The organism is Pseudonocardia sp. SID8383, from assembly GCF_009864975.1.
Classification (GTDB): Bacteria; Actinomycetota; Actinomycetes; order Mycobacteriales; family Pseudonocardiaceae; genus Pseudonocardia; species Pseudonocardia alni.
The window spans coordinates 1-224 of sequence record NZ_WWFY01000872.1; the positions used below are offsets into that span (position 1 = coordinate 1).

The 224-nt window shown below is 77.7% G+C and carries 1 pseudogene; it reads left to right on the forward strand.

Annotated elements, in window-relative coordinates:
- Nucleotides 1-224, forward strand: a pseudogene (locus GTW08_RS20890) (MFS transporter); the annotation flags it as partial.

The window sequence follows — 224 nt, forward strand, 5'->3', positions numbered from 1 at the left end:
CGTGCTCTGCCTACGGATCCCCCGCCGGGTCGAGTCCACCGCGGGCGAGGTGACCGCGGCGGTGCCCGCCACCCGGCCGGGCAAGCGCCGGTCCCGCGCCCCCGCGACGCGGGCGGTGCTCGTCGCGCTGTGGGGCACGAGCACGGTGCGGGTGCTGACCGGGTTCCTCACGCTGTTCGTCGCGTTCGTGGTGAAGGCCGGGGCCGAGCAGTCCCCCGACGGCG